Origin of the sequence: Sutcliffiella horikoshii (genome assembly GCF_020524325.1) — a bacterium.
Taxonomy (GTDB): Bacteria; Bacillota; Bacilli; order Bacillales; family Bacillaceae_I; genus Sutcliffiella_A; species Sutcliffiella_A horikoshii_D.
In genome coordinates this window covers 63,321-89,147 of the sequence record NZ_JAIVKY010000013.1, presented here as the reverse complement: position 1 = coordinate 89,147, position 25,827 = coordinate 63,321, and the positions used below count along the sequence as shown (strand labels likewise).

22 protein-coding genes, 8 tRNA genes and 1 rRNA gene are annotated in these 25,827 nt (G+C 37.0%); 29 read left to right on the top strand and 2 right to left on the bottom strand.

The genetic code is table 11. The features are described from left to right. Position 1 precedes the first annotated feature (1 nt). From rrf to rocF, 10 genes are all read left to right on the top strand, one after another. Positions 2 to 118, top strand: a 5S ribosomal RNA gene (gene rrf / locus LC091_RS18380). A gap of 9 nt (positions 119 to 127) precedes the next feature. After that, positions 128 to 202 (top strand) — tRNA-Asn (locus tag LC091_RS18375). A gap of 1 nt (position 203) precedes the next feature. Further along, positions 204 to 277, top strand: a tRNA-Thr gene (locus LC091_RS18370). 14 nt (positions 278 to 291) lie between these two features. Then, positions 292 to 366: transfer RNA gene (locus LC091_RS18365), tRNA-Glu, on the top strand. Positions 367 to 443: 77 nt separating this feature from the next. Further along, positions 444 to 519, top strand: a tRNA-Val gene (locus LC091_RS18360). 8 nt (positions 520 to 527) lie between these two features. Continuing rightward, positions 528 to 611: transfer RNA gene (locus LC091_RS18355), tRNA-Tyr, on the top strand. Positions 612 to 746: 135 nt separating this feature from the next. Next, positions 747 to 821 (top strand) — tRNA-Gln (locus tag LC091_RS18350). A 2-nt stretch (positions 822 to 823) separates the two neighbouring features. Continuing rightward, positions 824 to 896, top strand: a tRNA-Lys gene (locus tag LC091_RS18345). Between the two features lie 34 nt (positions 897 to 930). After that, a tRNA-Ala gene (locus LC091_RS18340) sits at positions 931 to 1,003 on the top strand. Between the two features lie 385 nt (positions 1,004 to 1,388). Then, the gene (gene rocF, locus LC091_RS18335) at positions 1,389 to 2,291 is read left to right on the top strand and encodes an arginase (RefSeq protein WP_226683474.1); all 903 of its coding nucleotides are present in this window, start codon (positions 1,389 to 1,391) and stop codon (positions 2,289 to 2,291) included. Positions 2,292 to 2,477: 186 nt separating this feature from the next. On the opposite strand, the gene LC091_RS18330 is transcribed toward rocF, so the two are convergent. Next, complete coding sequence (locus LC091_RS18330) at positions 2,478 to 2,681, bottom strand: aspartyl-phosphate phosphatase Spo0E family protein (protein WP_226683473.1); 204 nt, start codon at positions 2,679 to 2,681, stop codon at positions 2,478 to 2,480. 160 nt (positions 2,682 to 2,841) lie between these two features. On the opposite strand from LC091_RS18330, the gene sigW reads away from it, so the two are divergent. The 16 genes from sigW (at position 2,842) to LC091_RS18255 (ending at position 21,753) form a co-directional block, all read left to right on the top strand. Beyond that, on the top strand, positions 2,842 to 3,405 hold the full coding sequence (sigW, locus tag LC091_RS18325; RefSeq protein ID WP_226683472.1) for an RNA polymerase sigma factor SigW: 564 nt from the start codon (positions 2,842 to 2,844) through the stop codon (positions 3,403 to 3,405). 20 nt (positions 3,406 to 3,425) lie between these two features. Then, positions 3,426 to 4,040, top strand: a complete 615-nt coding sequence (locus LC091_RS18320) for an anti-sigma factor family protein (protein ID WP_226683471.1) — start codon at positions 3,426 to 3,428, stop codon at positions 4,038 to 4,040. A 346-nt stretch (positions 4,041 to 4,386) separates the two neighbouring features. After that, the gene (gene cdaA / locus LC091_RS18315) at positions 4,387 to 5,208 is read left to right on the top strand and encodes a diadenylate cyclase CdaA (protein ID WP_226683479.1); all 822 of its coding nucleotides are present in this window, start codon (positions 4,387 to 4,389) and stop codon (positions 5,206 to 5,208) included. Next, entirely contained in the window at positions 5,201 to 6,451 is a 1,251-nt protein-coding gene (locus tag LC091_RS18310) for a CdaR family protein (RefSeq protein ID WP_226683470.1), read from the top strand. The genes cdaA and LC091_RS18310 overlap by 8 nt, the downstream gene beginning before the upstream one ends. A gap of 20 nt (positions 6,452 to 6,471) precedes the next feature. Further along, positions 6,472 to 7,818, top strand: a complete 1,347-nt coding sequence (gene glmM, locus LC091_RS18305; protein WP_226683469.1) for a phosphoglucosamine mutase — start codon at positions 6,472 to 6,474, stop codon at positions 7,816 to 7,818. Between the two features lie 905 nt (positions 7,819 to 8,723). After that, positions 8,724 to 10,529 carry a glutamine--fructose-6-phosphate transaminase (isomerizing) gene (gene glmS, locus LC091_RS18300; RefSeq protein WP_226683468.1) on the top strand — a complete coding sequence of 602 codons (1,806 nt, stop codon included), beginning with the start codon at positions 8,724 to 8,726 and terminating at the stop codon, positions 10,527 to 10,529. 386 nt (positions 10,530 to 10,915) lie between these two features. Beyond that, complete coding sequence (locus tag LC091_RS18295) at positions 10,916 to 11,755, top strand: TnsA endonuclease N-terminal domain-containing protein (RefSeq protein ID WP_226683467.1); 840 nt, start codon at positions 10,916 to 10,918, stop codon at positions 11,753 to 11,755. Between the two features lie 16 nt (positions 11,756 to 11,771). After that, positions 11,772 to 13,955: a Mu transposase C-terminal domain-containing protein gene (locus tag LC091_RS18290; protein ID WP_226683466.1), complete on the top strand. Its 2,184-nt coding sequence runs from the start codon at positions 11,772 to 11,774 to the stop codon at positions 13,953 to 13,955. Then, on the top strand, positions 13,939 to 14,562 hold the full coding sequence (locus LC091_RS18285; protein ID WP_226683465.1) for a hypothetical protein: 624 nt from the start codon (positions 13,939 to 13,941) through the stop codon (positions 14,560 to 14,562). Before LC091_RS18290 ends, LC091_RS18285 begins: the two co-directional genes overlap by 17 nt. Next, positions 14,511 to 15,665: a TniB family NTP-binding protein gene (locus LC091_RS18280; RefSeq protein ID WP_226683464.1), complete on the top strand. Its 1,155-nt coding sequence runs from the start codon at positions 14,511 to 14,513 to the stop codon at positions 15,663 to 15,665. The genes LC091_RS18285 and LC091_RS18280 overlap by 52 nt, the downstream gene beginning before the upstream one ends. A 15-nt stretch (positions 15,666 to 15,680) precedes the next feature. Then, on the top strand, positions 15,681 to 17,624 hold the full coding sequence (locus tag LC091_RS18275) for a TnsD family Tn7-like transposition protein (RefSeq protein WP_226683463.1): 1,944 nt from the start codon (positions 15,681 to 15,683) through the stop codon (positions 17,622 to 17,624). 175 nt (positions 17,625 to 17,799) lie between these two features. Continuing rightward, on the top strand, positions 17,800 to 18,420 hold the full coding sequence (locus LC091_RS18270; RefSeq protein ID WP_226683462.1) for a hypothetical protein: 621 nt from the start codon (positions 17,800 to 17,802) through the stop codon (positions 18,418 to 18,420). Positions 18,421 to 18,715: 295 nt separating this feature from the next. Then, on the top strand, positions 18,716 to 19,600 hold the full coding sequence (locus tag LC091_RS18265) for a hypothetical protein (protein ID WP_226683461.1): 885 nt from the start codon (positions 18,716 to 18,718) through the stop codon (positions 19,598 to 19,600). A gap of 523 nt (positions 19,601 to 20,123) precedes the next feature. Further along, a complete protein-coding gene (locus LC091_RS20455) occupies positions 20,124 to 20,246 on the top strand; it encodes a hypothetical protein (protein ID WP_264179384.1) in 123 nt (40 codons plus the stop codon). Between the two features lie 87 nt (positions 20,247 to 20,333). After that, a complete protein-coding gene (locus tag LC091_RS18260) occupies positions 20,334 to 20,972 on the top strand; it encodes a hypothetical protein (protein WP_226683460.1) in 639 nt (212 codons plus the stop codon). A 328-nt stretch (positions 20,973 to 21,300) separates the two neighbouring features. Then, positions 21,301 to 21,753 carry a VOC family protein gene (locus tag LC091_RS18255; RefSeq protein ID WP_226683459.1) on the top strand — a complete coding sequence of 151 codons (453 nt, stop codon included), beginning with the start codon at positions 21,301 to 21,303 and terminating at the stop codon, positions 21,751 to 21,753. A 215-nt stretch (positions 21,754 to 21,968) separates the two neighbouring features. Here the strand turns inward: LC091_RS18255 and arr are convergent, their stop codons facing one another. Beyond that, complete coding sequence (gene arr, locus LC091_RS18250) at positions 21,969 to 22,385, bottom strand: NAD(+)--rifampin ADP-ribosyltransferase (RefSeq protein WP_226683458.1); 417 nt, start codon at positions 22,383 to 22,385, stop codon at positions 21,969 to 21,971. Positions 22,386 to 22,829: 444 nt separating this feature from the next. Between arr and LC091_RS18245 the strand changes: the two genes are divergently transcribed. From LC091_RS18245 to LC091_RS18235, 3 genes are all read left to right on the top strand, one after another. Beyond that, positions 22,830 to 23,822, top strand: a complete 993-nt coding sequence (locus tag LC091_RS18245; protein ID WP_226683457.1) for a zinc-dependent alcohol dehydrogenase family protein — start codon at positions 22,830 to 22,832, stop codon at positions 23,820 to 23,822. Between the two features lie 164 nt (positions 23,823 to 23,986). After that, positions 23,987 to 24,418, top strand: a complete 432-nt coding sequence (locus LC091_RS18240; RefSeq protein WP_226683456.1) for an SMI1/KNR4 family protein — start codon at positions 23,987 to 23,989, stop codon at positions 24,416 to 24,418. A gap of 310 nt (positions 24,419 to 24,728) precedes the next feature. Beyond that, complete coding sequence (locus LC091_RS18235) at positions 24,729 to 25,817, top strand: N-acetylmuramoyl-L-alanine amidase (RefSeq protein ID WP_226683455.1); 1,089 nt, start codon at positions 24,729 to 24,731, stop codon at positions 25,815 to 25,817. The last annotated feature ends 10 nt before the right edge of the window (positions 25,818 to 25,827 follow it).

The following is a 25,827-nucleotide window of genomic DNA, read 5'->3' as shown; positions in this document are numbered from 1 at the left end:
GTCTGGTAATGATGGCGAAGAGGTCACACCCGTTCCCATACCGAACACGGAAGTTAAGCTCTTCAGCGCCGATGGTAGTTGGGGGATCTCCCCCTGTGAGAGTAGGACGTTGCCAGGCTAGTATTGTTCCACCATAGCTCAGCGGTAGAGCATTCGGCTGTTAACCGAAGGGTCGTAGGTTCGAATCCTACTGGTGGAGCCATGCTTCCATAGCTCAGTTAGGTAGAGCACTTCCATGGTAAGGAAGAGGTCACCGGTTCGAGCCCGGTTGGAAGCTTATACAAAAAAATTGGCCCGTTGGTCAAGCGGTTAAGACACCGCCCTTTCACGGCGGTAACACGGGTTCGAATCCCGTACGGGTCACCAAAGTTTTTTCACGACAGTGAAAATAACTAAGTTTTTTGCGTCAGCAAATAACTGTCCTTAGAAATTAATATTACATTGGAGGATTAGCTCAGCTGGGAGAGCATCTGCCTTACAAGCAGAGGGTCGGCGGTTCGATCCCGTCATCCTCCACCATATCCCTTGGAGGGGTAGCGAAGTGGCTAAACGCGGCGGACTGTAAATCCGCTCCTTCGGGTTCGGCAGTTCGAATCTGCCCCCCTCCACCATTTTAACTTCGAAATGAAAATTCCGGAGTTTTTGTTTGAAGAAATGTATAAACTTCCTGAAATCAGAGATAATAAGTGAAGTTAGTTATTACCGAAGTTTGGGTATGTGGTACATAGAGAAAGAACTATAATTAATGGGCTATAGCCAAGCGGTAAGGCATCGCACTTTGACTGCGACATGCGTTGGTTCGAATCCAGCTAGCCCAGCCAACGTGCCATTAGCTCAGTCGGTAGAGCATCTGACTTTTAATCAGAGGGTCGAAGGTTCGAGTCCTTCATGGCACATAACTTATACAAAAGCTTTATTATAACTACATAAGGGGCCTTAGCTCAGCTGGGAGAGCGCCTGCTTTGCACGCAGGAGGTCAGCGGTTCGATCCCGCTAGGCTCCACTTTCTAATAAAGTATAAGTCATAGACCTTTGGGTTTATGGCTTTTTTGTATGCTCTTTTAGAAGGGGCTTTAGTAAAAGGAAGCACGAAAAGGTTTCTCTTGTAACGTAAGTCTAAGAGGGCCACAAAAGTGAATCGGGCGAAAATAAAATTTTACGGGCGAAAATCACAACTTATCGGGCGAAATGTAAAAATGGCCGCTTATTCTCAGTCTCAGTTTTAGATTACCTAACTCTGCAAGACAGTTTACAGGTTCTATCCACATTATTAATAGTAATAATCCGACTATTCCAAACTGCATATATATTCAAAACTATGTCGAGTTGAGTCATCTTATAGTTTCCCTATACAATAGAAGTAGATTACATAAAGGGGGACACGATTCATGAAGAAAGATATCAGCATTATTGGAGTACCAATGGACTTGGGGCAGACACGTCGCGGAGTGGATATGGGTCCTAGTGCGATTAGATATGCAGGAGTAGTAGAACGTTTAGAAAATTTAACACAGACGATAGAAGATTTGGGAGATATTGAAATTGGCAGTAGAGAAAGAACGGCGAATAGTGAAAGTAATCTTAAAAATTTGAAAGCGGTTGCGGAAGCGAGTGAGAACCTGGCTTCCAAAGTTGATGAAGTACTTACAAATGGCAGGTTTCCTCTTGTTTTCGGTGGAGATCATAGTATTGCGATCGGAACCATTGCTGGCCTTGCGAAGCACTATTCCAACATGGGGGTCATTTGGTATGACGCGCATGGAGATCTGAATACGGGTGAAACATCCCCATCAGGTAATATTCATGGCATGCCGCTTGCAGTGAGCTTAGGTCTTGGTGATTCTACTTTAACGTCCATTGGCGGAGACCATGCTAAAATTAAGCCTGAGAATATTGTTATCATTGGTGCAAGATCACTGGATGAAGGCGAGAAAGTACTAATCAAGGAAAAAGGAATTAAAGTATTTACGATGCATGAGATTGATCGTATGGGTATGGCTGCCGTGATGGAGGAGGCAATTGCTTACTTGAGGGAGCGCCATACAGATGGAGTTCATTTATCCTTGGACCTTGATGGACTAGACCCTCATGATGCACCAGGAGTGGGAACACCGGTACTTGGGGGTATCTCTTATCGCGAAAGCCATTTAGCAATGGAAATGCTTGAGGAAGCAAATATCTTAACTTCAGCTGAATTTGTGGAAGTGAACCCAATTTTAGACGAGCGTAACAAAACAGCCACGGTTGCTGTCGCGTTGATGGGATCTTTGTTTGGGGAAAAACTTTTATAATCATAGAATCTGCTAAACTCCGCTGTCGATTTCCGCAAATGTGTTCGCTTTCCGCGGGGGGACCTTGAGCCTTCTCACAACGCTTCAGGGGTCTCAACATTGTCGCTTCTCCCCCGCAGGAGTCTACGCCTTTTGCTCCAATCACCAGCTAACAATTTCCTATTACAAAAAAACACCAGCAACTAATTAAGAAGTTGCTGGTTTTCGTTTGATTTGTAAGTATAGGTACTGATTTATCAATGAATCAAGCGAGGTGCTCGCATCAATTACTTCCTTAGATTGAAGATGGTTAGTTGAGGAAAGTCGAATCATTTCTTCTCTTTTTCTCTCAATTGCTTCTTGTAAATGGACGGTAGCATGGACGGCCACTATACAACACCCCTTATTCATTAGGCTTCAAAAAAACTAATTAGTAGTTTTTACCCTCTTTTATCCTTTTTCAAACCAATTTCAGTAAATATTTGTTAGAATATATTTTATAAAGAAAAATGAAACCTTTTACGGCGATAGCACGTATTACTAGTCGACCGCCAGACAACGGGGGAACGGAATGGAAGAACTAATCAGAAAAAGAATAAAACAAATAAAAAAAGGCGATCAGGATGCATTTGCGGAAATTGTGGAATTGTTCAAAGACAAGATCTATCAATTGGTCTATCGAATGATCGGCAATTCGCATGAAGCAGAAGACATTGCACAAGAGGCTTTTATACGTGCATATATTAACATCAACAGCTTCGATGTGAATCGCAAATTTTCGACCTGGTTATATCGGATCGCAACAAACCTGACGATTGACCGCATACGCAAAAAGAAGCCGGACTATTATTTAGATGCAGAAGTAGCAGGTACAGAAGGTTTAACGATGTATTCTCAGGTTGCAGCAGATATTGCCTTGCCTGAAGAGGAAGTGGAAACGATGGAGCTGCAAGGAGAAATCCAGCGCCAGATACTGAAGCTTCCAGATAAATACCGATCGGTAATTGTCTTAAAGTACATTGACGAGTTATCATTAATAGAAATCAGTGAGATTCTAGAAGTTCCGGTCGGAACAGTCAAGACTAGAATCCATAGAGGGCGAGAAGCGCTGAGACAGCAATTGCGCCATGTTTAATTCTGGAGGTGTTATAAACAATGAATAAATGTCCGGAACATATCGTCCAGTATATGCATGAGTATTTAGATGGTGATCTAGAAAAAGAACGAGAAAAAGAGCTAAAAGCACATCTCCACGACTGCAAGGAATGCTACCAGCAGTTCCATGAGCTGGAGAAGGCGATTGCCCTTGTGCAAAGCACCTCTCATATATCTGCACCAAATGATTTCACGCAAAGAGTGATGAATAGTTTACCGAAAGAAAAGAAGACCATTGGATGGAATCGCTGGCTGCGTTCCCACCCAATGCTTGTAGCAGCTGCCATTTTCTTTATTTTAATGAGCGGAAGTTTATTTGGAGGTTGGCAGGAAGAAAAGTTTGCATTCACCAACCAGCCCAATCTAGTAGTAGAGGATAATACCGTCATTGTCCCGGAAGGCAAGGTGGTGGATGGGGATGTTGTTGTAAAGAACGGAAACATTCGTGTGGAAGGTGAAGTCAGAGGGAATGTGACAGTCATCAACGGCGAAAATTACCTCGCTTCTGCCGGCCAAGTAACAGGTGAAATTGAAGAAATCGACCAGGCATTTGAATGGATCTGGTACACCATGAAAGACGGCTTCAAAAAAGCTATTAACGTCTTTAATGACTAAGCAATAACTTAGTTGATCGCAGTGGAAGGCGCGAAGACTCCCGCGGGAGGAAGGGACAGGGAAGACCCCACAGGGCGCATGCCCGAGGAGGCATCCGGACCGCCCGCAGGAAAGCGAAGCGCCTGAAACGGAGATCAGCTGTTAAAAGTAATAACCAAACGAGATGCTTGAAACAATTCAAGCATCTTTTTATATTTCAAGGAGATTATAATAATGTTGCAAAACATGAATTAAAAGGCCATTTCTACCTGATTATTAAAAATATGCTATAATAACATGGTTACGGTTTTCGTACTTGATACATAAATCTTGTACTGTTAAAGGAAGTGTGAGGATGCCTTTTGAAATACCTTTTGGGGATATGCCATATTTAAGTTATCTTGCAAATATCATAGATATTTTACTCGTTTGGTTTGTGATCTATAAGCTTATCATGGTCATCCGTGGGACAAAGGCGGTCCAGTTATTAAAAGGAATAACAGTGATTGTCGTGGTAAGAATTCTTAGTAACTTTTTAGGATTCAGTACCTTACAATGGCTGATGGACCAAGCTTTGACATGGGGATTCCTGGCGATTATCATTATTTTTCAGCCAGAGCTTCGTCGCGCCTTGGAGCAATTGGGTAGAGGGAAATTGTTTTCAAGAAGCGGTATAGATGATGAGGAAGAGCATGCCAAAATGATTGAAGCAGTCGTTAAATCCGTGCAATACATGGCTAAGCGTCGTATTGGAGCGTTGATTTCGATTGAAAGAGAGACCGGGATGGGTGATTACATAGAGACGGGTATTCCGTTGCATGCAAAAGTTTCATCCGAGCTCTTAATTAATATTTTTATTCCAAATACACCACTTCATGATGGAGCGGTTATTTTGCAGAAGAGCCAAGTATCTGCAGCAGCTTGTTACCTTCCATTGTCTGAGAGCCCTTTTATTTCAAAGGAACTGGGTACAAGGCACAGAGCAGCCCTTGGAATAAGTGAAGTAACGGATAGTATCACCATTATCGTATCAGAGGAGACTGGGAGTATATCTGTTACGAAGAACGGTGAATTGCACCGAGATCTTGAACCTGAATTATTCAGCGAGCTATTAAAGAAGGAATTGGATACAAGTGTGAAAACCACTACATCGAATCGCTGGCAGTGGAGGGGGCAGAAGGATGGATAAGTTTATCAATAACCGTTGGGTGATGAAAATTATCGCATTGTTATTGGCCTTTATGCTATACATGTCAGTCAGCATCGAGAATAGTTCCACTCAGCAGGCAGACTCTCCCCCTTCTCCTTTTTCCGGGTCTACGGATGTGCAAACTGTGACGGATGTTCCGGTTGAAACGTTTTATGACCGGGAGAACCTGGTGGTATCCGGTGTTCCACAAAGTGTTACGGTTACACTTGAGGGTCCGACAGCATCTGTAAAACCGACAGCCTTGCAGAAGGATTTCGAAATTATTGCAGATCTTTCTAATTTAGGTATCGGAACTCACGAAGTAACGTTGGAGTCTCGGAATCTTTCTGACAGATTAGAAGTGAGAATTGAACCATCAGTAGCTTCCGTTACCATCCATGAAAGGATCTCAGAGGATTTCCCAGTGGACGTTGATTTTATTAACAGAGGCCAAATGGAAGAAGGGTATCAGGCAGAACAACCAATTGTAAAGCCTAATATAGTAAAAGTAACAGGATCTAGTGAATTAATTGAAAGTATCGCATTGGTAAAAGCACGTGTGGATCTTAAGGGCGTCAATGAGTCTATTGAGCAACAGTCGCGTGTGACAGTCTACGACAGAGAAGGAAACACGTTAAATGTGGAAATTGACCCTCCGGTGGTAGATGTGAATGTTCCGATTACCAGTCCTTTTAAATCAGTTCCGTTGAAAATAAATCGCAAAGGGTCATTAAAAGAAGACCTGAGTATTACCAAGATAGAAGCAGTACCGAATGAAGTAACAGTCTATGGTCCGAAGAGCGCCATTGACAAGTTGGAATTCATTGATAATATAGAGTTGGATTTGACGGAGATTACAGAGAGTACAACCATTGAAGTTGATGTACCAGTACCGGATGGCGTGAAACGCGTTGTACCGGAGAAGGTGAAGATTAACGTGGAAGTGGAAAAAGAAGAACAAAAGACGTTTACAAATGTCCCTATACAACAAATCGGACTGTCAGAAGGTTTGGAAATAGAGTTCATTGAACCGGAAACCGGCGTAATGGATCTTACCGTACTCGGTGCACCAAGTATCCTAGATGGCGTCAAAAGTTCCGATATGGAAATGTATATTAACGTAACCGATTTGACCGCTGGGGACCATGAAGCCCCTCTTGAAATAAACGGTCCACAAAACGTTTCGTGGGACCTGCCAAAAAGAAATGTAAAGTTTAGATTAATAGAAGAAACTAATGAGTAGTAAAAGGAGAGATTTACGAAATGGGTAAATATTTTGGTACGGATGGAGTACGCGGTGTAGCGAACTCAGAATTAACACCTGAATTGGCTTTTAAAGTGGGACGTTTGGGAGGATATGTGTTAACAAAGGACCAAACTCGTCCGAAAGTGCTGATTGGGCGTGACACGCGTATTTCAGGACACATGCTTGAAGGAGCGCTAGTGGCAGGATTACTTTCCATTGGTGCAGAAGTCATGCGCTTAGGTGTGATCTCGACTCCTGGTGTGGCTTACCTGACAAAAGCATTGGGTGCCCAAGCTGGTGTAATGATCTCTGCTTCTCATAACCCGGTTGCAGACAACGGAATCAAGTTTTTCGGTCCAGACGGATTCAAACTGTCTGACGATCAGGAAGCGGAAATCGAAGCATTGATGGACGAAGAGATAGATAGCCTACCACGTCCGGTCGGTGCTGACCTTGGACAAGTGAACGACTATTTTGAAGGTGGACAAAAATACCTTCAGTTCCTAAAACAAACGGTGGACGAGGATTTCTCTGGCATTCATATTGCCTTGGATTGCGCACATGGTGCGACATCTTCTCATGCAACACATCTTTTTGCAGATCTTGAGGCGGACATCTCCACGATGGGTTCTTCTCCGAATGGATTAAACATCAATGACGGCGTTGGTTCTACTCACCCTGAGGCTCTTGCACAATTAGTGCTTGAAAAAGGTGCAGACATTGGTCTTGCATTTGATGGCGACGGAGACCGCATCATTGCAGTCGATGAAAAAGGACAAATCGTCGACGGAGACCAAATCATGTTTATCTGTGCAAAATACTTAAGCGAACAAGGTCGTCTTCGCCATAACACAGTAGTATCCACTGTCATGAGTAACCTAGGTTTCTACAAAGCATTAGAAGCTAGCAATGTAGAAACTAAACAAACAGCAGTAGGTGACCGTTATGTAGTAGAAGAGATGAAAAACGGCAACTACCTTCTTGGTGGAGAGCAATCCGGCCACATCATCTTCCTTGACTACAACACAACAGGAGACGGCATGCTAACAGGCCTTCAGCTTGTGAACATTATGAAGTTAACAAAAAAGAGCCTGTCTGAGCTTGCTGGCGAAATGACCAAGTTTCCTCAGCTTCTTGTGAACATAAGAGTAACGGACAAGCACCGTGTAACAGAGAACGAGAAAGTGAAAGCTGTCATTGAAGAAGTTGAAGCGGAAATGAACGGCAACGGCCGCATCCTTGTGCGCCCTTCCGGTACAGAGCCACTTGTACGTGTCATGGCCGAAGCACCAACTCAAGAGCAATGCGATGAGTACGTAGAACGTATCGCAGCAGTTGTGCGCGCGGAAATGGGCACGGAATAAACGTTGGATTGAACGAGAAAGATATGCATATACCGCACTCATGAAGCGGTGGATGCATATCTTTTTTATATGGTGTGGGAATTTTGGTTAGCATTGATGCTGACTTGTAAACGTTTAGTTCATACTATCGATGTGGGGAGAGGTTGAAGCTGGGGCATGCATGCACTGGAATTTGTAAATGTCCGAAGTTTTGCCGTTTTTGACCGAAGTTTCGGCAAAGTTGACCAAATATTTTACGATTTTGACCGAAGTTTGGACATAATTGTCCGAACGTAATTTTGAAATGTCCAAACATCATAAATTTTTGACCGAACAGTTCCTATTAATGTCCGAACCCACCCCAAAAACCTTGCGGAAGTGTCCGAACCGTATGTAAAAGTGTCTGAATGCTTTTTTAACCAATCAAAAAGCGGTGTATTTGCTCAATTTAGCCACCAAAATTGTCATTTTCCGTCTAATGTCTAATCCAACACCTGAGCTAACTCACTAACCGAACACACTAGCTTCATAAGTCAAAATGCCCCCAGCTTTGCAGTAATTGGAAATAATCCACATAATTGTTGACGAATTGGGGTATGGAAGGTAAGATATTATTTGTTGCTATTCAAGAATGGAAAGGAGCATCAAAGCTACACAACAAATAACTAGATACACAAAGCGCCTGAACTAAGCGACGGACGAAACAATGCTTAGTTGACGAGGAGGAGGTTTATCGATCTATCGGCGGATGCCTCCCGGTTGCCAATCACAACCGACTCAGGAACAGTTTAAAGCATAAAGGCAACTTTATGTACAAAGACTGTTACTATGATTACCAAATTATTTTATAGGTAATGTGGGGGCAAGACTGTCCCCTTACTATGGTGTGCTTTCTTGTCCCTGCAACTCTAGGGAGGAAACTATTTATGTGCGGAATCGTAGGATATATCGGAACACAGGATACAAAGGAAATTCTATTAAAAGGTCTAGAAAAACTTGAATACCGTGGATATGACTCTGCTGGTATCGCTGTTATGAACGACAACGGCGTACACGTATTCAAGGAAAAAGGCCGTATTGCAGACCTTCGCGGAGTAGTGGACAATGACGTTTTAGCATCAACTGGAATCGGTCACACTCGCTGGGCAACTCACGGTGTACCAAGTAAAGTAAATGCGCATCCACACCAAAGCACGTCTGGTCGCTTTACACTTGTACACAACGGAGTGATCGAGAACTATTCACAACTTAAACGCGAACACTTACAAGGCGTAGAACTAGTAAGTGAAACAGATACAGAAGTAGTTGTACAAATCATCGAGAAATTTGCAAACGAAGGACAGCATGTGGAAGAAGCGATGCGTCGCACTCTTTCCATCCTTAAAGGTTCTTACGCGATTGCTTTATTGGACAACGAAGATCCAGAAACAATCTATGTTGGAAAAAACAAGAGCCCTCTATTGGTTGGAGTAGGCAAAGGTGACTTCAACGTAGTGGCAAGTGACGCAATGGCGATGATCCAAGTGACGGATCAATTCGTTGAGCTGATGGACAAAGAGATGGTTATCGTGAAGAAAGAAGCGGTAACAATTAAAAAGCTAAACGGTGAAATCATTGAGCGCGCGCCATACACTGCTGAACTTGATGCAAGTGATATCGAAAAAGGCACATACCCACATTACATGTTAAAAGAAATCGATGAGCAACCATTAGTAATTCGTAAGCTCATCCAAAAATACCAAAACGAAAACGGCGAGTTAACGATTGACGCTGACATCATCAATGCTGTTAACCAATCTGACCGCATCTACATCGTAGCAGCAGGAACAAGCTACCACGCAGGTCTTGTTGGAGCGCAAATGATTGAAAAGCTTGCGAAAGTACCTGTAGAAGTACACGTAGCAAGTGAGTTCAACTACAACATGCCAATTTTATCTGAAAAGCCGCTATTCATCTTCATCTCTCAAAGTGGAGAAACAGCGGACAGCCGAGCAGTACTTGTACAGGTAAAAGAGCTTGGTTACCCGGCACTTACTGTTACAAACGTACAAGGATCTACACTATCTCGTGAAGCAGATTTCACATTGCTACTTCACGCAGGACCTGAGATTGCAGTAGCTTCTACAAAAGCTTACACAGCACAACTTGGCGTTCTGTCCATTTTCGCTGCAGTACTAGCGGAATCGAAAGGACACAAGCTAGAATTCGACCTAGTGCAAGATCTAGGTATCGTTGCAAACGCAATGGAAGTTCTATGTGATGCAAAAGAAGAGCTTGAAGACATCGCTCGCAAATTCTTGGCAACTACAAGAAACTGCTTCTTCATCGGCCGTACAATGGACTATTATGTAGGTCTTGAAGGTGCATTGAAACTAAAAGAAATCTCCTACATCCAAGCAGAAGGATTCGCTGGAGGAGAATTGAAGCACGGAACAATCGCCCTAATCGAAAATGGTACACCAGTTATCGCCATCTCCACACAAGAACAAGTGGACTTATCCATCCGCGGTAACGTGAAAGAGGTAGTAGCACGTGGTGCGAATCCTTGTATCATCTCCATGAAAGGCCTAGAAACAGAAGAAGACAGCTTCGTTGTACCACCAGTAAACGAACTGCTATCTCCACTAGTTTCTGTTATTCCGTTGCAGTTGATCTCTTACTACGCAGCACTTCACAGAGATTGTGACGTAGATAAGCCACGTAACCTTGCGAAGAGCGTTACGGTGGAATAATAAGACATTAAAAAGACTCAACCGTGTTCACCGACATTATTGTTAGTAACTATACAATAATGTCGGTAACTAAACATAATAGTAAGTAACTGGACAACAATGTTGGTAACTAGGTAACAAATTTTTTATAAAGAAATATCTTTTAGAATAGATTTTTGGAAACTAAGTAAAATAAGAATGATTTGTTTTGATTAGATCATTTTTCTATAACACACTTATTAAAGGTGATAAATATGTTAGTACCAAAAATCAAAATATTAATTCTTAAATTTTTAAAACCCCTGCTTAATGCGGGGGTTTTTATTTTTGCCTTAGAGTCTAAATACCGACTCTATATATAGAGTCTATATTCTCTTCAACATACTATGCGAAAGTGAGACGAAAAAATGAATCGTGGTCAAAGAATAAAAAAATTTCAAGAAAATAGAATTAGAGATGGCCGGGGACATGGAACTGGTAAAGATTACGAACCGTTTATTCAAGTTCATGATAATAAGGTTGCTTCGGAAGGATGGGTTACACGTCATTTAGGTTGGAAAACTAACAGAATCCATCATACATTATCCGAACATGAGAGGAGGTACCTTTATTACCTAGAATGGTTAGAGGAAGTCGTTGATATTAGAGAACAATTCCCCCTTCTTCCACTTAGTAGGACAGAAGAAATCGCTGAACAATTAGGGATTAAGCATGCAAATATTGACGGTGTACCAGTGGTTATGACTACCGATTTCGTTATTACATTAAAAACTTCTAATGGATTAATTGACTTGGTTCGAACGGTAAAGCCTGTATCTAAATTATCTAAGCGGACATTAGAGTTGTTTGAGATTGAGAGGCGATACTTTGCAGAACAGGATATAAATTGGGGGATAATTTTGGATAGTAAATTACCCAAAACGTTAATTTCTAATGTGGAATGGATGTATGAAGCTAGATATCTTAGTACAAGACCAACAGTAGATGAAGAACTAATTGATCTTATTGGTGAATCGCTCTTTCTGAAAATTATCAATGATGATGGGGAAACTGCGATTAGCAAATTGTGTCTAAGGTGTGATAGTGAGTTTGGAATAGATAGTGGAACAAGTATGTTTATATTGAAACACATGCTTTCGACAAAAAAATGGGGAACCAATATGAATATGGTAATAAAGGATTCCCATCCATTAATTATATTTAACTTGGAAAAGCAAAGAGAATCAATAAATAAAAATATAGGTTAGTAAGGAGACTTCAGAAATGTTAATTGTAGAAAATAGTATAATTGAACTTTTAAATTTTGAAACTGAAACGGAACAACCTATTCTATTGAGAGTTCTTTGGATTAGTCCTGATGGAATAGACATTATTGTAGTAAACATAACTGATCATAAAAAAATGAAGTTTCCTTACTCACTTGAATTTAACCAATTATTAAGTGAAATTCATGAGAATAGAGCAAGAGTACTTGAAATAGAACCAGATACAAGGTTGATTTCACCTGATGAAAACTACTTAAAGAAATATGGTGCACAAAGAGATAGCAACTGGTTAATTATCAAGAATATTGCAAATATAGAACCCGATATCTATCTTCCAAAATTAAGAGGGAAATTAATACACAAGACTGTAGAAGAAACAGGGAAGTCCAAAAAAGAATTATATAGACTTCTTAAAAGATACTGGTTTTATGGTAAAACAAAAAACGCTTTGTTGCGAAACTACTTTGATTGCGGTGCACCAGGGGAACCAAGAAATTTCACAAAGAAACCAGGACCAAAATCAGCAGATGGAAATGATTACATTGTGAAAGATTATGATAAACAAATATTTAAGAAAGCAATTAAAAAATTTCATATAGAAAGGAAAATGGACCTGACAGCAACTCATCAACATATGTGCGAGGAACATTATAATGCAGGGTATTACCGTAAAAATGGTGTTATGGTCCCTATAATAGAACCTCAAAAAGTACCAACTTTACGACAGTTCTCCTACTGGTATCACAATGAATACACACTAGGAATACAGTATGCCAATAGACATGGAAGAAGGAAATCTGAAATGGATGTAAGGCCATTACAAGGTGATGCAACAGAACGGGCGAAAGGTGTAGGTTTCTTGTATGAAATAGATTCTACTCCAGCAGATATTATATTGGTGGCAAATGATAGAAAGACAACTATTGGTACACCTACACTTTATATAGTAAAGGATGTGTATAGTCGTATGGTTGTAGGGTTTCATGCTAGCTTATTACATGCTTCCAAAATAGAACAGATGGTTGCATTAGAAAATTCCGCTAGTGATAAAGTCGAATTTTGTCGGCGATATGGTATTAAGATAGAAGAAAGCGATTGGCCTTGCAAGTATTTACCAAAGTTTTTAGTGGGGGATCGAGGAGAGTTAAAGGGGAAATGGACAGAAAATCTAGTAAATATAAATGTTGATGTTGCTAATGCCCCCTCTTATCGAGGTGATTTGAAACCATTTGTGGAACAGCACTTTCGTATAACCAATAAAAAAATAAGAGAACAGCTTTCCCATGCAGGGGCAAAGCCTGCAAAACTAAGGGAAAGAGGCGAGTTTGACCCAACACGAAATGCGGCTTTGACCATATATGAGTTTACCCAATTTATGATACTACAAATTATAGCCTTTAATAAGAGCGCCCTTAATAAAGAATATTTTGTTACAAAGGAAATGTTTGAGGATGAAGTGGAGTTAACTCCACTCGCAGTTTGGAATTGGGGGAAAAGAAAAAATCTACTACATGAGGTTAGACGTGATTTACTTCGTTATAACCTATTACCCAAAGAAAGCGTTCCTGTTACTAGACATGGAATTAAATTTGCAAATATGTATTACACTTGTGAAATTGCAATAAAGGAAGGTTGGTTTGAGGAAAAGTGTATAGAAGGTCAAGATACCATTACTATTTGTTATGATCCTCGTAATGTAAGTAGTATTTTTATTCGTTTAAAAAATGGGCGTATAGAGAAATGCTATCTTACTGCGAAGTATAAAGATTATGATGGTCTACATCTAGAAGAGGTCAAAGAAATTATGAAATATAAAAGAAACCAAATCAAAATAAAAGAAAGGGAAGAAAAACAACATTTAGCAGAATTTCATGCATTTTCAGAAAATCTAGCTGACGAGGCTATTGCAACTACAAAAGAAACAACATCTGAGTTGAGTTTTTACGAGCGTCAAAAGAATAAAAGAGAGAATAAGAAGCAGGAGGGCAAATCAATAGGTAGCCAAAATGCATGGACTGCAATAAACCATACAAATAAAGATAGTAAAAACAACATTTCAAGAGAAGTGATAGAATTTCCAAGTGGTAAAGAGGTAGTCAAAGCTGATGAGAATTCTAAAATTCAACAAGTCTTTACTAAGAAAAATAAAGCAAGGAGAAGAAGTAATGAATCTTTGGAATGAAGGGCAACAAAACCTTAAGGGAATCCATTGTATGGCAACATATAAAAGTCAAATTGTACCGGAAAACCAAGGGAACCCGTTTATTGAAGCTATTCCTAACCGAGTAGATATAGATGGATTTTATGATAGGCTTCATTCCGTTCCCAAGTTTGAAGAAGGTTTCTTGGAATTGGATATTGAAGATCGTTTAGAATTGGTACAACAAATAAAACCGAGTTTCTGGACTCCTTTACCAGCTCATTATGAAAAGTACAGAGGTTTATACAACATGATAAAGATTGGCTATCAATCAAGAAACCCGCTTAATGCTGTGTATAATCGTCAGTTTGCTATCGGGTGGGACAAGATACTTGAAAAAGGAATAGATGAGAAAGGTAGTAATTTAGCAGGTAATATTCAAACAGCTCAAAGTCTTGCGGAAATCGGGTTAAGTGGAATGGGAAAAAGTAAGATTTATGAACGAATATTAAACAATCTATTCCCACAAGTTATTCATCACCGTGATTATAAAGGAAAGAAATTACTTATGACACAAGTAGTTTGGTTAAAAATTGAATGTCCAAGTGGGAAATCACTGGGAGCATTAGAAATTTCTATTCTGCTGTAGATGACTTATTAGGTAGTAACTTTTATGAAAAGTTTGGAGAAAAAGGAGGAACTATTGATAATTTGGCTAAGCGTATGGTCAAAGTTGCTGCTCAGATAAATCTAGGTGTATTGATTATTGATGAGATACAAAACGTACATAAGGCTCATTCTGGCGGGGATGAGCGGATGATTAACTTCTTCACCGAATTAGTAAATACCATAGGAATACCTACAATAGTTATAGGTACATTTAAAGCAATGTACCTATTTAAAAAATCATTAGCTAACGCTCGTCGAGGTGTTCCAGATACATTCAGTGAAAATATTACAAGCTTTATGTTAGAAGATAGTTGGGAATGGGGTGAGTTTATCGATGCTCTTTGGGATTTACAATACACTAAAAAATATACACCACTTTCAGATGATTTAAAAAAGGTTATGTATTATTACACTTTAGGAATACCAGATATAGCAATAAAATTATTCATGCATTTACAATCAAAAGCAATACTGAATGAAAACACAGAAATAATCACACCTTCACTTCTAAATGAAGTTGCATCAAAAAGCCTTAGACTGCTATTTCCTCTCTTTGAAAAAATAAGAAAGGGAGGGGGGAGTTATTCCGATTTGGAGAGTATAGAAGATGTTGAACCAGAATGGGAAGAGTTTAATGATTATATAAAGCAAGCTGCTTTCAAAATTAATCTCTATGGAAAAATTAAAAAAAACCATTCAAGAGCTCAACAACTGAGAAGTAAAGAACAAATTTTAGAGGAATTGATTAGTTTTGCTACAAATCTTACCCCTACTCTAGAAGTGGCTGAATCGTTGGCTTATCAGGTATATAATGCAAGCGAGGGAATGGGAGAAGAACAACACATGTTTGCTCAATTAGCTCAACTAGCATTAAAAACAACTACTCCTTTTTCCTCTGAAGAAAAAGGAGAAAATAATTTAGATAATAAAAAAAAGAGAACAAGAAAAATTAAACCTATCCTTGAAGAATGTGATATTAGATATATTGTGAAACAAGGTTATAAAAATAATTTGTCTACAGAGGAAGCATTAGAAAAGGCAAATCTAGCAGTAGACTGTGATGAACTTCTTAAATATATCTAAGCATCGGGAGGCTATATGAATAAGTTATTGTTTTTTCCTACCCCTTATCCGGATGAAGATTTTCGTAGTGTTGTATATAGATATCATGTTCGGTCTGGTAATTCGGATTTTAAACAAACAAAAATAGAGCTTTTTAATCTAAATTCTGAAAAAGTAAGTACAATTCCCAGAAATATTTCATTCTTACTTAATAAAATGCCTTATGGGAATTTTTATAATAAAGAGTATATTCTTGCTTTAACATGGTTTCCTTTTCTCAGGGCATTTTTACCTGAGGATAGATTAATTAACGTGAATGAAGATATAATGTATGGAAAAACCGGCTCTTACAATTACGCTAATAGAATAGATATACAAAAACATTTTCCTTTAGTAAACAAAGTAATTAATTATTGTCCTATATGTATAAAAGAGGATTTTGAAAAATATGGAGAAGCATATATTCACTTACACCATCAATTATCCTTTATAAACTTTTGTCCTCTCCATCATGTAAACCTTATTGAAAAATGTTTAGAGTGTGGAAAATACTTTACTAATAAATATGCAAGTTCCTTAACTATAAAGCCGTGTTGTGATTATTCATGTATTAAGAAAGTCAAAATAGATACCATTTTTAATTTTAAACTTAAGTTACTATCGGAAGTAAAATATTTTAAACAGTACAATAGGATGGATAGTCAGAAATTATTTGCCAAAATATTATTGCTTCTTGGCAATAAAAATTATATTAGTAATAAAGGGGTTATAGATAAGACCAAACTAATTGAAGATTTATTTGAAAAGTATCATGAAGATTGTTTATTCTCATTAGGTATAGAAAGAGAGACTTTAACCTCCAAATTCTTAAATCCCCAATACATGGCAAATTTCTCAATAATTTATATTCTGTTAATGTGCTATTTGGCTGGGACTGTCGAGAACTTCTTAAAAAACAAGGATACAAGCTCCTTACCTTTTGGATCAGAGCCGTGGCCATGCCATAATACCGTTTGTCCTACATATAACAAAAAAGAAAAGCCAAAGGTCAATTGTAGAAGAACCTTTTTAGATAATACTACTATTGGCAGCTTTACTTGTAATATTTGTGGTTTTAAATATACAAGGAAATATTACGACGGTATTAGTGATAGTGATGGGAAGAAATACAATGTAACTAATATGGGGGAGCTTTGGAGAAATAAAGTAATTAAACTATATCTCGAAGGAAGTAATGTTAGAAAGATTGCGGAGATACTGAATTCTAAACATTCCACAGTAGCCAGATTAGTTAGAAATCTTAAAAAGACAAATTTAGCATATAGGGAATGTGCTCCTACTGATTTACCTGACACTTCATTGTTAGTCGCAAGTGTTTCCCGAGATAAGCGTAGAGAAAAATATAGAGCAAAAATTATGCGTTTGAAAGATTTATATCCTAAGATTACTAGAGTTGCAATTAAAAAGATTGCTAATAAAGAGTATAGTTGGCTTTACAAGAGGGACTTGAAATGGCTAAATGACAATATTCCTCCAGTCCGTGAGAGATTAAATTTTGCACATTTGGATAAGCAATTACAACACAAAATTAAGGAAGCTACTAGAAGTGCATATAATTCCAATCCCCCATCCAGAATAAGAAAAGGTACAATATTAAGAAATCTAGACCTAAAAGATAGAAATCAAATTGTTAGTCATAAAGAGAAATTACCTAAAACTTATTCTGAATTGGAGTCTTCAATAGAAACTATTGAGGAGTATCAAATACGTCATGTTCCTAGTATTTACTTACAATTAAAGTCATCAGGTTATATAAATGTTACTGTGGATAGTATACTAGCTTTTCGTAGGTCATACAGGAAATGTTCAAATGAAACAAAAAAAAGAATCGAGGAAGTTTTAGAGAAGTTACGAACAAGTGAACAGAAGATGACTAATAACGGGCTCCTGGAGAGAAGTAAGTATTTGAAAGAGGAATAGGAGCTCTAATTTAGAGAATGTTAATTCTGGATTTTCATGATAAGTTTGGTCGAAATATAAACCTTATAATAATTCCGATAGTATGATTTAGGCTAGGAAAAACGAAAGGTGTACTGCGTGCATATTTATGCTTCTATAGTTAGAGAGGACTCATATTAGATAGGAGATGAGATATTTGAATCTAAGTAGAAACGACCTTTGTACATATGGAAGTGGTAATAAATATAAGAAATGCTGTTTGAATTGGCGCCAAAACTGGGGGGTAGGTATTGATAATTATGAGTGTGAGCAGCAAGTTAAAGAAATTATTAGAGGTGCTTTTGATTTTATAGCTGAGTATGATTATCAAGGGGGTTGTCATTTAGTTTCTGCAATTGTGCATATCCTGCTAACTGAGAAAGGTTATAATCCAGTTATAAGACTTGGTGAAGTTCAAGTTGAGGATTATATTTTTGACCATTCATGGATTGAGTTAGATGGTGAAATTATAGATGTTGCTATAATGAATACACTACAAGATGGCTTTAAATTTCCACCTGTACTCTATGGCAAGTCAGTAGCGACAGGAAAGCAAGTAGAATATCAATATGGAGTATCGCCACATATAGATGCTACTGCTCAGTTAGTTATAGGCAAATCTTTAGGTCAATATATAACGGAAGGTGTATCACATGGCTCACTTGAGATAATGAAACTGATTGCTGAACACTCAAGTGTTGTACTTGATAATATTGATGATATTGTTAGAAAATATTTTAGTACCTATAGACTGAAGTCTGTTACCCAGTCAGTTTAAAACAGGTGTTAGTGTTTAAGAAAGTGGTTGCATTGGCAATCCTTTTCTTTTTGACTAAATGAGGACAGTAGAGAAAATTACTTTGAAACAATTTATGTAATGAAATAATTATTTTTTGGTTTTATGAAAAGATAACCTCGATTACACCTGGTTATGTTTTGGTGAGGCATTTCAGCTTTAAGTATAGTAAAGCAATTATAATGCATTATGGGATAGTAAAAATAAAGACTATTAAGCAATTAAAGGATTTAATATCGTATTACTTTGAGTGATAGTTTGTGAAAGGGGAATTTTTTTGTTAGCTAATTATGGTATAACACTTGAATTACTAGATATTAATGATGATAGTATTATTTTAAAATTAACAAAGAATACATTTTTCAAGGTATTGAATGGAGCAATAAATTATAATTGGGAACCTCAATCTGGAGATCTTTTTTTGGAAATAAACGTATATGGGGAAAGTGAAGATGAAGCAGAAAATAAAATTTTTGATATTATCAACTTCTTATCTTTCTTATATGGATATGATTTATTAGCTATCAATAACCTAAAAGATATTTATGAATTTTCTACACCTATTGAGATAGAACATGTTACAAATTCAAATAGGAATTTTCAAAAATTAAAAATTGTTGAAGCAGCATTTAATGATCTTAAGAATGAGGATCAGAAGAAAGTAACCAATTCTATAAAGTACTTTGCTCGGGGTATAAGATTAACCGATTTAGAGTTATATGAAGAGGCATATTTAACATTCTATAAAGCAATAGAATTGATTGTCAATCATTTATACACAAAAGTTTATGCTCATCAATTTGAACAAGAAATAGAAAATATTATGAATATCTTTTTGAAAAATACTTTTAATGAATCTTATCAGGGAAAAAATAACGATGTTGAAATTTATAAATCTATTCATAAGTCCTTGTTAGGAGCAGTTACAGCTCGAAGGAAATTAATTAAAGTAATATCTCATCTAGATATTTCCGAACTGGAGAAAGAAGCCGGGAAAGTAGTTCAAAAAAGAAATAAAATTGCAGCCCACGCTAATACAAAAAATAATGTGTTAGATATCAATGATGTAATGCAATGTGGGCATTTGGCAAGCAGAATCATATCAGGATACTTGCTAGGAAAAAAATATAACCAAGCTTTTCTTAATGGTGAAAAGAAATAGGTGAAATAATACATCCCACTCAATTAAACCAATTGACTACCAACACAATAAACAAATAACGAGTAGATCCTTTTAATAAATGATCTACTCATTTTCGTTTATCCACACACATGAATTCTATTCGAAAACGGTTATTTGCAAAATATTTGAGATCAAAGGAAAAGGACTGGGATCCTAGATTCAAGTATCAAGATCCTATAAATATCTTCATTCGTTTTGTACCTGAAACTGTAGTAGTTAGGGATCAAACATATAACGTTAATAGATAATATTCAACGGGTGCTTTCCAGGAACAAGGATGAGCGCCTATTTATTATTTTAGGGCCAGATTAGTGAATAAAAATAAAAACAGTAAATGGGTATTTATGTTAAAATTATAAGAGGTTGTGAAAGAGTGTAAATAAAAGTCACCAACCTTTAATTCTAGTATTAAGCAAGAGTTAATTTTGGGATAAAGCAATAGATGAGTAAATCTTATACAAATGAGGCTTTAATATGTTTATTGAGCAAGAGGAGGAATAAAATGACAACCATCCCAACACCAAGTACTGTTAAAAGATTATTTGCTGTTTCAGGAAACAGATGTGCATTTCCGAAATGTATAAATAAATTGATTGAAGAAGAAAAAGTAACTGGTAGAATTTGACACATTAAAGCCAGGTCTGAAAAAGGACCAAGATATGATCCAAATCAGAGTAATGATGAGAGGCGAGGATTTGATAATCTCATATTAATGTGTCCGATACATCATGACGTAATAGACAGTGATGAAGAATCTTATACAGTTGAAAAGTTAATTGAGTTAAAGAAGAAACACGAAGAAGGCAACAACGAAAGTAATGATTATGACGTAGGTATGGAAATTGTAAATCAACTATTAATTAATATGAATATTAAAACAAAAATTGAAATTAAAAATGAATACCAAAACAATGGTCAGCTTGCAAATATTATTGTAAATTACTTAGTACCTGATATACCTATAAAAAGTACAAAAGTAAGTTGTCGTATGTTATTAAACAATTTAGAAATTAATATTAATGAACTAAAAGGTAGAAACCAAGTGAGAGGAATAATTATGGCACCTCTTTACATACCATTGAACTGGGAAAAATTATATGAAGATGTTTCTGATTATTTAAACATAGATGACTCCGCTACATTATTGACATTTTATCAAAATATAACTTCTTTCAACGATTTACTAAAAAGTGCAGAAAATTATTTTAGAGAAAGAAAAATAAAGATGGGAATGCCAATGATAGATTATGGTGTCAATAAATTAACTAGAGCCTATGAAGGACATATAGAATTAATATTAAATTCTAATTTAGATTCACTTATTGAAAGATTAAAAGTATTGGCTGAATAATATAATCCACATCAAAAGGATTTGTTTATTTTGGTATTCTAGTCATTCATTTTATTTTTCGAGTCTTTCATTATGTAGGAGAGTTTGCTGAACCAGCTGCCGCCCCCTTCAACTATGCCAGTAAATTTTAGTATCTTCAGTTAACGGGCATTTAGTTGAAGAATGAATTTTTCATTTGTTCCACAAACGGGCCATTTAGTGGAGTACAAGGTAGGAATATTTTGTGGGGAAGTCGAAGTTGTTGTTTGGAAGGAATTTGTAACTTTTTAATAGTATGATCTACGAAGATGACCGAATAATAAATTTTTACACATAAGGAGATGAGACTATGGCAAAAAACAAATTACTAAGAATGGACAATGTCGGCATCGTTGTAGAATCCCTTGATGAAGCAATCTCTTTCTTCGAGGAGATTGGCTTGAACCTCGAAGGGCGAGCCACTGTCGAAGGTGAATGGGCTGGTCGCGTAACCGGATTGGGTTCTCAGTGCGTAGAGATTGCTATGATGGTTACCCCAGATGGCCACAGCCGACTTGAACTTTCGCAATTTCTCACCCCACCTACTATATCAGATCACCGGACTGCTCCTATAAACGCCCTCGGTTATCTACGCGTTATGTTCACCGTTGAAGACATTGACGAAATGGTATCCAGACTCACTAAGTATGGTGCTCAGCTTGTTGGCGAAGTGGTTCAGTACGAGGACTCGTATCGACTCTGCTACATTCGTGGAATAGAAGGACTTCTAATCGGTTTGGCGGAACAACTCGGTAACAAATAAGTAAGTGACGTTTTATAAAAAGCCTTTACTGAAACATATATATTACTGAAGTAAAAATATTTAAAGAAAATTCTTATTCAAAAAACTCCCGATTCTTGAATAAGGGTCAGCGCTCATTTTCCTTTTTAGGGCGAGGTTGTTGAAATCAAGCCCCTCAAAGATTGAGGGGCTTGATTTTTGGTTTTCTTGAGTCATGACTTTATAGATTTTAAGGATTAATCGTATATTACATTTTTTCCTTCTTCAGCTAACTTTTTTAGTGATGTAAGCATATGATTTATTTCTTCATCGGAATGTCTTTCCCATGAACTTAATTCAGCTACTATTTTCAAAGGAGATTTAGACCTATAAGAACGTGTTGGGTTTCCAGGAAATCTTTTGTTAGTTAAGTTCGGATCATTTTCAAAGTCACCTAATGGTTCTACAATATAAATTCTCTCTTTTGATTTAGATCTTGCTAATTCAGCACCCCATTTAGCAGCATTTAATGTTGCAGTAAAATATATATAGTTAGATTTTTTATCTTGGTAATTTGATAAGTGTTGTGGCTCTAATAAATCTCCAATTTTCAGTTCTGCTTTAGTGCCATGGAAAAAAGGACCATTATCTAAGACATCTTTCTTGTCATTCATATTGATACACCCCTTATATCTTTAGATTTATGTATAACAGTATAGTGTAGGGATTTTAAAAAGTGTAGTCTATAAAACGTTAATAAATAATATTATAATGTAAGTAGAGGGAATGATACTGAACGATAATTACCCAATATTTACATTTTATTAACAATCAATATTTTTGGTTGTTTGTAGTCCCTATGAACTGACATATGGTTTTGTATTAAAACAGTGAAATTAAACAAAACGGGCGCATTTCTGTAGTGGATTTGCGCTCGTTTTTTTATTGGCCATTAAACAAAAATTGGGCACAAATATCTAATATTGCGTCCTTTTCATCTTAAAAATTGATTGTCAGATCTGAGTATATTTGAAATAATTGGTATTAAGTTAAAGGGCAGTTTAGTTGAAGGTGATATAATTAAATAAATCTGATTTATGTTAAGGAGACTTATAGTTTTGGATGCAAAATGTATTAAATTCTACGAATTTGGTAGCCCTAAAGATGTTTTGAAAGTTGAATATAAAGGCGTTGAAGCCCCAAAAGATAATGAAGTCCTTGTTCGAATGTTGGCACGCCCTATCAATCCTTCTGATTTAATCCCGATTAGAGGGTCTTATTCTCATCGAATTTCATTACCTAATATTCCTGGTTATGAAGGAGTTGGGGTTGTAGAAGATGTAGGCCCTTTAGTTTCTCATCATCTTATTGGTAAACGAGTTTTACCTTTAAGAGGGGAAGGTACGTGGCAAGAATTTGTTAAGACATCAGCAGAAAATACAGTTCCTATACCTGATTCAATTGATGATTTTACGGCATCACAGATGTATATCAATCCCATTACAGCATGGGTGGTTTGTACAGAAGTTTTAAAATTAAGACCGAATGATGTTTTATTGGTTAATGCGTGTGGTTCTTCTATTGGGCATATTTTTGCTCAATTATCAAAGATTTTAGGTTTTCGATTGATTGCAGTGACTAGAAATAATAAATATACAGAAGACTTACTTCATCTCGGTGCTTCTCATGTGATAGATACATCTAAAGCTTCGCTTTATGAAACAGTTATGGAATTAACAAATGGAATAGGTGCAGATGCTGCTATTGATTCCGTTGGAGGTTCATCTGGAAACGACTTGGCTTTTAGTGTCCACCCCAATGGAAACTTTATTTCCATCGGTCTTTTATCAGGGATACAAGTGAACTGGGCAGATATTGTAAAAAAAGCAAAGGTGAATGCGAATATATTTCATTTACGGAATTGGAATGAAAATGTGTCTGTAGATAAATGGCAAGAAACTTTTAATCATATAATAAGGTTATTAGCTGATAAAAAATTCCACTTAATGAAAGTAGATTCTAAGTATGCCTTGTCGGATGTAAAAAAGGCTATAAATGTTGTTGAATCTTCTAAAATAACTAAAGGGAAAGTATTTTTAACAAGCAATTGAGTTAATTCCTGTTCAACTAAAGGGGGCAAGAACCGAACAACGATGGACTGTTTTAGCAGTCTATTTTTTTAGTCTTTAATCTTAAGACAGGATAGCTCAAGAAGGTATTTGAAGAAAAAAACGAGAAATGTTATGTAAAAAGAATTTAAAGGGATGGTATATTAATGAACGATGTAATCGATCTAATCGAAACAAGTAAACCTGGAGTTACGGATATAAATATAAAATCAGCAGAAGAACAATTAGGTGTTTCCTTCCCTAATCAATACAAAGACCTTTTTAAATTAACTAACAATGCTCAAATTGGTGAATGGACTCTATTCCCTATTAAAGACTCCAAAAACTTAAAAAGAACCTGGGATGATATTGTAAGACAAAATCAAGAAGTAAGAGATGAGGGAATGAAGGATGATTTAATATCTATTGGTGAAGATGGTACAGGAGACAAATTATGTTTTCGGATTGTTGATATGGTAATAGATAACAAAGTTTATATTTGGTATCACGAAACGGAAGAAGTAGATGAAATAGCTCTTAACTTAAAAGAATTTATTTTATCGAATTCTGAATTTGAAGATGACATTGATGAAGAATAATAAATAATTGTTACCATTACTAGCTAATAAAAAGCTTATTAGTTATTCCAGAAAAGGGCGCCAACCTGGAACATGGTTAAGTGCTCTAGTGTCAAAGATGAAGGATAACATATTGTAGGCAGTGACAGCTTTGCTGGCCGGTATTACCCTTAAAGGTGTGGGGAACACCTTGCTTTTTTTGAACAGCACAAGAGGATCGACGTGAATAGACCTATCGTTTAGAAAAATATTTTAGTTTAAACAGTTTTTGAGAAGGAATATTTTGGATTAATAGAGAATTTAAGTTAAGTATATTAATAGGAGGTGTTTTATGAAGAAGTTTTTAATCATTTCTGTAACTGCTTTTATTTTGTTGTTTACAAGTCCATGGTCAACGTATGCTGACACAATTTATAATCCAGTTGGAAAAAGTAATGGATATAAGGTTTATTTGTCTCCTGCCAAACATTCCCCTGAGAAAGTCGGATGTTCAAACTACCAGGAAAGTGCTAATGCATCAAAAATTGCTACTGAAACTGCAAAAGACTTACAAGCAATGGGTTATACGGTTAGGGTAGGTACCAACGATTATGTTACAAATACAACAAGCTCCAACAATTGGGGATCAAGGATACATGTACCCATTCACTCTAATGCAACGACATTCGATTGTAGTGGAACCACCCCTTCAAGGGGAGGGACATGGATAATGCATTATCCTGGTGCAACAAATTCTGCAACAAAATTATTGAATGCAATGAAAAACGCAAGTCCCGGTACAAATGATAAAATTTTGACAGATGTAGAGGCTACTGGATCCACATTGTATGAAGTCAGGAGCACGAATATGGAAGCCCCATATGTAGAAGCGGCATTTCACACGTATGGACCAGATGTGACATGGTTACTAAAACATGGAACAGTGGGACAAACTATTACTAACGGAATTCATAGTTATACAGGAGCAGCTGACTGTAGAACCCAAACTTGTGTTACTGCGTTAAGAGCAATGTCAAACTCAGAAGTAGAAACAATAGATTATATAGTGAAGCGAGAGGATTTTGGTTACGATTTAAATACTCATGGGAGCAGGTTTTCTGAACTGGAAAATGACATTAAAGAGTTAATTAAAGGTAATAACCCAGAAAGTGTCTTTGTCGATGGAACAGCTGGAATGCTTAATGGTGTTTCAATAGATGAGAAAGGGACGGTAGTAATAGACTTCAAGGATTTCACTGGAGAGGTTGGGTCACCTTCTACATATCTTATGGGCGAACTAAACCGTGAACTGTATAATGTTGTATTTAAGTATCAACAAGTACAAGAAGTTTACTATCAATTTGATGGAAGTTTTAGTGATTGGTGCTACTGGTTAGAAATAGTAGAAGAACCCGTTAAAAGAATGGTAACTAATCATTAGTGATTCACAG